We start from the raw sequence: 825 nt of genomic DNA, 5'->3' as shown, positions 1-825 counted from the left end.
GCGACTCGAAGAAACTGGCGGAAGGACCGACCGCGGTGCCGTTGCGACAAGCACCACCGGTACATTCACCCGCCCAAACAGAGGGGTCAGGTAACGGTGAGAAACCCCGCCTGGCTACTCGCTGCGCAGGCACGCCGGGCGGTCGCGACCGGGACGGGCGGAACGGCATTTGTTCCGCTCTGGAAGCAAAACCGGTACGGAGCCTTGATGAAAACGCACCTGATTGCCGTTGCGCTTGTACTAACCGTCCTCGCAGGTCCGGCAATGTGTGTGGCCCAAGCGACGCAATCCGCGACAGCAACTCCGCGAATGAATTGCAGGCTCCCAATCCAGAGTTCCTTCAAGCCACGTCGATGTCGAGCTCGCGGGAGGTCGACGCGACAAGGTTGGTCGAGACGCATACTACGGACAAAGACGTGAAGAATTTTGCGCGTCGCATGGGAGTAGATCATACGAAACTGACCGCCCAGCTCAAGATGGCGGCACCGCGCGGCGTGACGGTCCCAAAGGACACCTCCGACACCACAGGTCTCGATTCGCTCAAAGGGCTGTGCGAAAAGGAGTTCGACACCGCATACATTCAAGAGGTCGCGCTCGCCGGCCATAAAAAGGCCGTGGAGGTGTTCGGGAGGCAAGCGAACGGCGGGCAGAACGCCGACTCGAAAAAGGCGGCGCAACCCGCGCTCCCCCCATCGAAGAGCATCTGCGAATGGCTGAGGCCTTGGCCACGAAAAAAGAGTCACTGCTGCGTAACCAATAACCCAGGTAGCCGGCGAAAGCCGGCCTTCACGGGCCGAACGGCAAAGTCCGACACCCATGCGAAGT

General features: G+C 60.7%; 1 protein-coding gene. It reads left to right on the top strand.

All coding sequences use genetic code 11. The annotated features are described in order from the left end of the window. Positions 1–353: 353 nt before the first annotated feature. Positions 354–825: DUF4142 domain-containing protein (locus BG61_RS38660; protein ID WP_241486508.1), on the top strand; the 472-nt coding region annotated here is incomplete at its 3' end.

Source organism: Caballeronia glathei (genome assembly GCF_000698595.1).
In the GTDB taxonomy this organism is placed as follows: domain Bacteria; phylum Pseudomonadota; class Gammaproteobacteria; order Burkholderiales; family Burkholderiaceae; genus Caballeronia; species Caballeronia glathei.
Note: the sequence above shows the minus strand (reverse complement) of the source record. Positions and strands in the feature narration are given on the sequence as shown.